The organism is Xanthovirga aplysinae (assembly GCF_009711365.1).
Classification (GTDB): Bacteria; Bacteroidota; Bacteroidia; order Cytophagales; family Cyclobacteriaceae; genus Xanthovirga; species Xanthovirga aplysinae.
In genome coordinates this window covers 1-7,832 of record NZ_SMMB01001084.1, presented here as the reverse complement: position 1 = coordinate 7,832, position 7,832 = coordinate 1, and the positions used below count along the sequence as shown (strand labels likewise).

At 35.0% G+C, this 7,832-nt stretch carries 5 protein-coding genes; 1 reads left to right on the top strand and 4 read right to left on the bottom strand.

Translation table 11 applies throughout. From position 1 onward, the window contains the following. Positions 1-523: 523 nt before the first annotated feature. Positions 524-736, top strand: a complete 213-nt coding sequence (locus tag E1171_RS12405) for a hypothetical protein (RefSeq protein ID WP_155206325.1) — start codon at positions 524-526, stop codon at positions 734-736. Between the two features lie 30 nt (positions 737-766). On the opposite strand, the gene E1171_RS12400 is transcribed toward E1171_RS12405, so the two are convergent. From E1171_RS12400 to E1171_RS12385, 4 genes are all read right to left on the bottom strand, one after another. Then, positions 767-1,141 (bottom strand): DUF2784 domain-containing protein, encoded by a 375-nt coding sequence (locus tag E1171_RS12400; protein ID WP_155206324.1) that lies wholly within the window; start codon positions 1,139-1,141, stop codon positions 767-769. 4 nt (positions 1,142-1,145) lie between these two features. Beyond that, positions 1,146-4,145 carry an aminotransferase class I/II-fold pyridoxal phosphate-dependent enzyme gene (locus E1171_RS12395; protein WP_155206323.1) on the bottom strand — a complete coding sequence of 1,000 codons (3,000 nt, stop codon included), beginning with the start codon at positions 4,143-4,145 and terminating at the stop codon, positions 1,146-1,148. 238 nt (positions 4,146-4,383) lie between these two features. Beyond that, positions 4,384-4,533, bottom strand: coding sequence for an ATP-binding protein (locus E1171_RS12390; protein ID WP_155206322.1), 150 nt, complete (start codon positions 4,531-4,533; stop codon positions 4,384-4,386). Between the two features lie 484 nt (positions 4,534-5,017). Then, positions 5,018-7,450, bottom strand: coding sequence for an outer membrane beta-barrel family protein (locus tag E1171_RS12385; RefSeq protein WP_187696425.1), 2,433 nt, complete (start codon positions 7,448-7,450; stop codon positions 5,018-5,020). Between the last annotated feature and the right edge of the window lie 382 nt (positions 7,451-7,832).

Sequence of the window (7,832 nt, the reverse complement as noted above, 5' to 3'; positions counted from 1 at the left end):
AAACATTTGTAATGCAACACATCCTGCAGGTTCTCATATTCAGCGTAAAACTCTAGACCACTTCCAAACATGAAACCCATAACACAAATTTCTTTATTCTTTACAAATATGTGGGAGATGGCTCATACAAAATTCAGTATAAGCACCTTTGCCAACAAGGAATGCGAATGAAAACCTTGTCGGCTGACCCTGAAGATTTTCTTGACTTTTTTGGTTCGTTTTTGTGTCAAGACAAAAATAAACCAAAACTAAGAAATAGAACCAAAAACAAAGTAATTACCACCCTTCCCTCCTCTTTAAAACCATCATAAAATTCTTAAATAGCCGACATTGGGCAATCCTTTATTCCATTTACCCAAAAAGACACATATATGAATGGAATAAAAGTAGCATATTATAAAAGTTAAAATTGGGAACGTTTTTTCAAGGTGGTTGATGACAAAGAAAATATGCACAATACAGGGCATAATTGACATAAAGCCTTTCAAAAAACCAAACTAGATTAAAAAACCAAGGATTTAAGGTGATAGAAATAAATGTAAATTTGGACGAACTAACTGAATTTTGCAAACTCCGAGGAATAAAAAATGATGGGAAGGCACGCTATCAATTTCTACCAAATAAAAAGCTAATAGGATTCAAGAAAGTAAGATTGGATATTTCTGAGAAACCGGCCCCTGTCCTGGGTTTTGGTTATTTACTTTATAATGATTACGAGCATGTTCAATTAATTTAAATCCCTGGCGAGCCAATTTTCTGAGATTAATTACCAGCCCTTTGACCTAAAACAGCCCCTAAACCACAAATAATAAATAATCCCATTGCAGCAGACCACAATTGCGGCCAACACCAGAGCAACCGTAGGATTCAAGACTTCTGGATAAATCACTGGCACAATATAATGTTCCACAAATCCGTAGGAGTATGCTGATTCACCAGCCTTTTGACGAAAGTGATTTTCTAAAGGAGTCAAGGGACAATACCAACCACAAACTTCAATCAAGAAAGCCCAAAATGCTGCTGGAAATTGTAAGAAAAAAAGCCAGCGCCATTTGAAAAGCAATAGCCCCCCTAATACAGCAAACAAAATAAAAAGCAGGTGCAACAATACTACTAAATCAGCCAACAAATTGTAAGGCATTCGGCTAAGCTCTTTTTTTCCTTAGACTAACACTCTTCCCCAAGGGCTTTTCAGTTATCTTCCTTTTCAAAGGAATAGTTTTCCCTCTTTTTCTAGCTGTTGGTTTCTGAATTTCCTTCAACACCTCTTCCTTAAAAACTTTAAAACCCAACTCAGGGCGGAAATTATGGATCTCGTGCCCTTCCAATTCTTTCATAAACTTCAAAATAGCTAACGTTATTAGCTGACCCGGTACCAAAATAGGAAAGCCAGGAGGATAGGGGGTAACAAAGGCCGTAGACACTATTTCTCTTCCCTTCTTCAGCATTTGCTGACAATTCTCCATCTCCACATACTCACAATTTTCTTCCCTAAATGCCAAATAATAAGCTTTCCTCAATAAGCCCCCCTTACTCCCCTGTTGAAACTGAAATGCCTGATGAAAGCCACTAAATGCTGGCAATGCAGGAAGATTCAAAGTCAGCTTTTCCACCTTCTTATTAATTAGCTGTAACTCCGCCTGACTAGCTGCTACCTTTTCATTTTCCAGGCTTTCAGCAATTTTCAACAGCACACTTACCAAATATGCTACACTGCTCTTTGAGGTACCAATATTGGTCATCAACAAAACCGTATTTTTTGAAGTTTTGTTGACCTGGATCCCAAATTTATCCATCAAATAATCCTGTTTGAAACTATCTCCATTGAGCCCGGTTTTTCCAATATGTAAGGTAATTTTAGTAGGGTCCAACACAAATTCATCTCTCCCCCAGGCCTCATCTCTGAAATAGGGAATAATACGCTCCTCCAAGGGAGTTGTAGAAACAGAAGAGCGAAATTTTTCAGGGATCATCTCATCATTTTTGAGAATAGAGAAATACTTTTTTAATAGGGGATGTGTCAAAACTTTTTCTCTTAATAAATTAGCCATTTTAACACTTCGACCTACCATCTCATAACCCTCTAGTTCCGCCTGTCGACGGGCAATATCCAAAGAGGCTACAATCTGATAATTAGGAGAAGTAGAAGTATGTGTCATATAGGCCTCTTGAAACAAATCTATTACCTGCTTTTCATACTCCTCATCAAAAATATTTATCATGGAACCCTGCCTTAGAGAAGACAAGGTTTTATGAGTAGAATGAGTAGCATATACCCTTATTTTCACCTTTTCAGGATTAACCATTTCGGAAAGAGATTGATTTTTTTTCTTTTCTCTAAAAGCCAAATACTCTTGATATAAGGTTCGATATTCAGGACTATGATAAAGTTTTTGAAGCTTTTGAGCCGCATACATGGCAGTACGTTTGCGAAATGTTTCATTAAAACGGGCATAACCAAACCAGGCTTCATCCCAGAAAAAAATCATATCCGGTTTAATGGCCAAGACCTCTTTCATGAGTCGCTCAACATTGTATGTAATCCCATCAAAAGTACAATTTGTCAAAACAAGCATTTTTACTTTATCCAACCTCCCGTCTTGCTTCAGGTCCAACAATTGCTTTTTTATTTCCTGTATAGGTACACCTCCATAAATGGTGTATTCGGAAATGGGATAAGCATCTAAATATACAACCTCCACCCCCGAAATAAATAGGGCATAATGGTGTGATTTATGGCAATTCCTATCTATCAACACAATGTCACCAGGGGCTGTAAGCGCCTGAAAAACAATTTTATTGCTTGTAGATGTTCCGTTAGTAACAAAATAACAATGTTCAGAACCAAATGCCCGTGCTGCAGCTTCCTGAGCTTTTTTTAACGGACCTCGGGGTTCTAATAAAGAGTCCAATCCCCCACAAGTAGAAGAGGTTTCTGCCAAAAAGATATTCTCCCCATAAAAGTCGGCCATATCTCTTGCCCAATGTGAGTTAAACAGGGAATTCCCCCTGGAAATAGGCAAAGCGTGAAAAACACCAACAGGATTTTGACTATATTTTACCAATGCATCAAAAAAAGGAGCCTCATATCGGGCTTTTACACTCTTCAAAATACTTAAATGCATATCGATAAGCTCCTCCTGCTCATAAAAAACGCGGTTGAACAGTTTTAGGGTAACAGTATTGAGCCTGTCCACTGTCATTTCTGCATCCGTAATATAAAAAATATCTAGTTCAGGTCGTAAATGCTTTAACTGTTCTCCTAAAAACTCCGGTGATTTATTACCTCTTTTAAGCAAACTTTTATGAAAAAAATCCTTTAATTCTTCTGAAAAAGCGGTTAAATTCAATAGACTGGAAAAGATCCTCCTTCTTCTTTCACTTTTATTAGATAATACTTCCTTTAAATATGCTTCATCAGATAAAAAGCCATTGATTTGTTCAGATTTTTTCTCTCCATGTGCAGTGATTCCGTATCGAATCACACAAGATTGAATATTTGGATTCAAGTAAGCCGCGATAAAGGCATCCTCAAAATTATCTACAAAGACCGGACTATAAAAAAACTCCTTTTCGTCCTTCATTATTTCCCTGATCATTTGCCGAGCTTCTTCTTCATCCTCCATGGGCATACTGTCGACAAACAATACCTCAAAATATTTTAGAGAACTTTTGGTCTTTAGATCTTCCTTTCGAGCAAGTAAGGAAAGTATATTTTGTTCGAGCACCAATGGATTTGTTCGATAAATCTCCCTGTTTAGCAAGCGTAGGATCAAATGAACGGCTGAATGAAAAACCCTATATTCTTTTCTTTTCAACAAATCCTTTAAAATGTTAATATTTTGCTTACCAGGAAAAGTGAAATACTTTTCAATAGCTAGTACAACTTTTAAAGCTTCATGCAGACAAAGAACAATCTGCTTCCTTTCTTCTGTTCTTTTGTTTTCCTTAATAAGCAGATGGGTAGAGTTTTGAATGTATTTCCAAGTCTCCTCACGGAATTGCTCCAAGCTATAAAAGTGCTTCTTTTCTTCCAAAAAAGGTGGATTTAATCGGCCTTCGAAAATTCCTTTACCCTTTCCAAACCTTTCTAGTGAAACTGTGGTCCACGGAAGTCCTTTACAGAATCTCTTAACTGTTTGCATATATGTTTCTTTTCAAACCTCAATACCAACCAAACCCTAATAGAAAAAAAGCAATACTCATCAATCTATTTTGATTGTTTTTCCTTAAACAATGGGATCAGCTTTATAGTTTGTTTAAATCAGAGGGCTATAATGGATATTCAAAACTCTTAGATTCCCCTAAACAAAGACAATCTGGCCTTTACCCTGGTACCCTTTTTCAATTGACTCCAAAGACTAACGATGCCCTGCAAAAATTCTACAGCACTACGTACCCAATATTGCCCCAACCAGTCCCAATAGCAATAACATAACCACGAAAAAACCTGTCCAAGTCCTTCTCCTTAACTTCCTTTCTCATCCCAAAACCATTATCTTTTACTTCTAAATGAACATGATCTTTTACCATCGATATTTTTATTTCTACCTGACCCTACCTACCTTTTCGAAAAAAAATGGCATTCTCTTATTGCAGTTCTTAAAAAACGGGTCAAATAAAGTTGGAAAGTCAGAGTTTCCAGAAGACTTTAGGGAAATAAGATCATTTAAATAAAGTTTAGATGGGGTTTTGAGAGACTTTATGTTAAAATATAAGGCAGTTTGCTATTAAATAGGAGATAATCAAAAAATTTCGGACAGTAAGAATAGGGATAGGAATTTCATCAAACATAAGTTTCCCGCCAAAGCAAAACTTTTCTATGCTTTAACAACACGAATGTTTCAAAAATGTTAGGAGGTGGAAAAGAGTAAAGGGTAACACTTAAGGAGGGGTAAGAGACCTGATATTTTGCATCTCCTACTTATTGAAAACTCGATCCGCTGAAAATTGTACTTCCTTTTTTCATATGGATATCAATGAGGGAGGAAGTACAATTGAGAGCTCAAAATTTAACTTATTTTACAAATCGTCTTTTCTCAGTATCTTCTTGAATATTTCGTTGTTTAATTTTCAATCCCTTAGAAAAATTAAAACTCATTTTTAATCCAAACTGCTGAGCACCATAGGTATTCCTGGCTGTTTGGACCAAAGTCTCTAATTTGAGGGTCCGACGTCCAATGTAGGTATCAAAGATATCATTAGCATATGCAGTAATGTTTAACTTTTCTCCCAAAAACGACTTTTTCAAGGAAACATTAATTCTGGAAAACGCTTCATAAAAATTCATTTGTCCTACAAGCCCACTATAATAGATGCCTGAAATAATAAGGTTATAATTTTTTGGCAAATTGACTCGGTGAGTTGAACTTATATTAAAGAACTCCTTTCTTTCCAACCTACCACTAAATGTTCTAAAGCCCATGGAATTAAAGGTGATAGAAAAATTCCCATCCCACCATTTTATAAAGGTTATGGGAATACCAAAATCGAAAAATAAATTATTTTGGTAATCTAAATTTTCAAAGGTAGTCACCAAATATCTTTTTTCATCGAGATATTTTTCCTTTGTTATGCTGTTTTGATCATGCATATAGGCCAAAGAAAAAGAATACTTATTTTTCAGTAAGTAACTAAATTCCAACTGATTCTTAATCACACCTTTCAAATCTGGATTCCCTAAATCATAAAAAGTTGGAGCATTGAACCTTTGAACAGGAGCAATTTGAATATAATTTGGTCGTACAATGGACCTTTTAAAAGAAAATCCCAGATTATGGTCTTTGTTAATCGTATAATTGAGAAAAACACTAGGCAGAAGACTCCAATAATTTCTATAAAAACTCCTATCAGCATCCAATCTGTTGTAACTTTTTCCTGAACGGATAGTTTGTTCAGCTCGGAGACCAAATTTTAGGTCCCAATTTTCAATCTTTTTGGCAGCAGAAGTATAAATCCCTAGGATATCTTCTTTATAATCATAATCAGAACTTCTTTCAGGGTCCCTCAACTTGGAATTATTAACTTGGTTTAAATAGGTAAATTCATTTTGAGATAGCATATAATTGTATTTGGCACCTGCTTCCCACCTAAAGCCCAATACATTAGGAAGATAGGCATCCAAACGGAAGGAATGTAGTTGAAAATTGGAAGGAAAATCATAGAAAAAAACCTCCTTTAGGTCTCCAACCTCCTCCTTTTCAGTGAAATCATGTACGTAAAAATCTTGATACTCTTTTGCATCAAAATTTACAAAATTATAGGAGGCAGAAATTTTCCCTCCCAACGTATCCAATTGATGAAGAAAATCAAATTGGACATCCTGGATTAAAAAATCTTCCCAAAATACCGTCTCCATATAAGTTGCGGAATCCAATTTATCACCGGGAGCAAAAAACCAATTGGTACGGTCAAAAGACAGCTCCCCATCCTTACGATTTAATCTATATAATGCCCCAACTTTTGTTCTTGTCCCCAAATCCCATTCCCATACCGTTTCTAAATTTTGACTTTTATCAAAATCATGTGAAGAAGCACTATTTTGCCATTTGGTATTATCAGTAATTAAATTTTGTTCAAAAAAATGCTCGGTATAGATCTTTGGTTCTTCTTGGTATAAGCGCAAATGACCTTGCACTGCTTTGTATTTATAATTCAAATAAGCAGAAGCGTTATAGCTAAAATACTTGTTTTGAAACACATCCCCATTCAATCCTCCTTCCCACCCATCCTTTTGCTTTTTCTTCAAATTAATATTCACTACCGTAGCAAAGCCCTCAACATCATATTTTGGCCCTGGAACAGGAATAATTTCTATATTTACAATAGTTTCTGAGGGAATAGAACTCAAAAAAGAATTCAACTGTGTTGGACTTATTACTGGTATTCTTTTATCGTTTACATAAACGACTACCTCTTGTCGGCCTTTGTAAAATAACTCCCCACCTGGTTGGATACTAATTTCAGGTATAATTTGAAATACACTTAAACCATTCTCTCCTTTAGAAAAGGGGCTTTCTGCAATAGCATATATGGTGCGATCCACCTCTTTTTTCACTATTTGACGTAATCCAGAAATTTCTATGGATTCCATTTGCTTGACGGAAAGGATAACCCGACCCAAATCATAATTTTGTTTTTCTGCCTTAATCTCTAGCACCTTTGTGAAGGTTTCATTTCCTACAAAGGAAATTTGTACTTCGTAAATCCCTACTTTGGAATGATTGATTTTAAAATTTCCATTTTCATCAGAAAAAACACCTTGAACTATAGTCGAATCAGAAGGTTGTAAAAGTTTTATCAAGGCTCCGGACAATATCTCCTCATTCACATCCTGCACTTTTCCCTGAATTGTATAATTCTCCAGATGTTCCTGAGCAAATGAAGTATTGAAAAGCAATAAAAAGCTAAAGCTTAAAGTCCAAAAAAAGAGGTTTCTTTCCCCAATCATTTTTCTCAAATTCAAATTATTCAAACCTAATATTTTAGAAATCATACCATAAATCCACATTAAATATCACCAAATATTTAAAATTAGAAAGGCATAAATCCCATCACTATCCTTAAAAAAAACAACATTAAGCGAAGAAAAATATAGTTTTATTTTAAAAATATAAATAAATATATAATAATAATCCCACAAACTAACTAAAGAAATAAAGGTTTTTCTACAATTTTATATTATACTTCATTTCTATTTTATTTTTAAATAATTATCTTATTTTACTTCTACAGCCGGATTTTATTTCGAACTTTTTTTATTCTAAATTTTTCAAAACCAACCTTCCAATTCCATATATTTTAGTCACAACTTTGCAAACGCTACTAAAAAT